The organism is Kitasatospora sp. MBT66, assembly GCF_000710405.2.
GTDB lineage: Bacteria > Actinomycetota > Actinomycetes > Streptomycetales > Streptomycetaceae > Kitasatospora > Kitasatospora purpeofusca.
Genome location: NZ_JAIY01000014.1, coordinates 150,907 through 151,775 on the forward strand (window position 1 = coordinate 150,907; position 869 = coordinate 151,775).

Annotated in this window: 1 protein-coding gene; it reads right to left on the minus strand. The window is 76.9% G+C overall.

Annotation, left to right across the window (positions count from 1 at the left end; genetic code table 11):
• The coding region (locus BI06_RS35145; protein ID WP_149030582.1) for a serine/threonine-protein kinase at positions 1 to 869 on the minus strand (869 nt) is incomplete at both ends.

The window sequence follows — 869 nt, forward strand, 5'->3', positions numbered from 1 at the left end:
GCCGCCTCGGCCGGTACCTGCGGCAGCTCGGCGTGCCGGGTGATCTGGCTGGTCAGCGGGTGCGGCAGCCAGTCGTCGCCGAACCGCAGGTGCCCGGCGACGGCCGGGTGCTCGCGGACGGTCGCGATCACCTCGGCGGTGGTCGGGCGGTCCTCCGGCCGCTTGGCGAGGCAGCCCAGCAGCAGTCCGCGCAGGCCCGCCGGGACCGGGTCGAGGTCGGGCTCCTCGTGCACGGCCCGGTAGAGCGTCGCCGGGTCCGGGCCGTCCCCGAACGGCGGGGTGCCGGTGGCGACGTGCACGGCCAGGGCGCCGAGCGCGTAGACGTCGGTGGCCGGGGTCGCGGGTCGGCCGGTGGCCTGCTCGGGTGCCATGTACGCGGGCGAGCCGATCCGCAGGCCGGTGCTGGTGAGCGCGCCCGCGTCGGCCGCCCTGGCGATGCCGAAGTCGATCACCCGCGGGCCGTCGGGGGCGATCAGGACGTTGCCCGGCTTGAGGTCGCGGTGCACCACCCCGGTGGCGTGGATCGCCTGGAGGGCCTCCGCGATGCCGGCGATCAGCAGCAGCACCGTCCGTTCCGGGAGCGGGCCGAAGCGCTGCACCACCTGCTGCAGGGACGGGCCCGGGACGTAGGTGGTGGCCAGCCACGGCGTGGCGGCGTCCACGCCCGCGTCGACCAACTGGGCCGTGAAGAGGCCGTGGATCCGCCGGGCGCTGGTCACCTCCTGGGCGAAGCGGGCCCGGAACTCCGGGTCCTCGGCGAGCTCGGGCCGGACCACCTTGAGGGCGACCGGCCGCCCGCCGGGGGTGTAGGAGAGGTAGACCCGGCCCATGCCGCCGGCGCCGAGCCGGGCGAACAGCCGGTAGCCGCC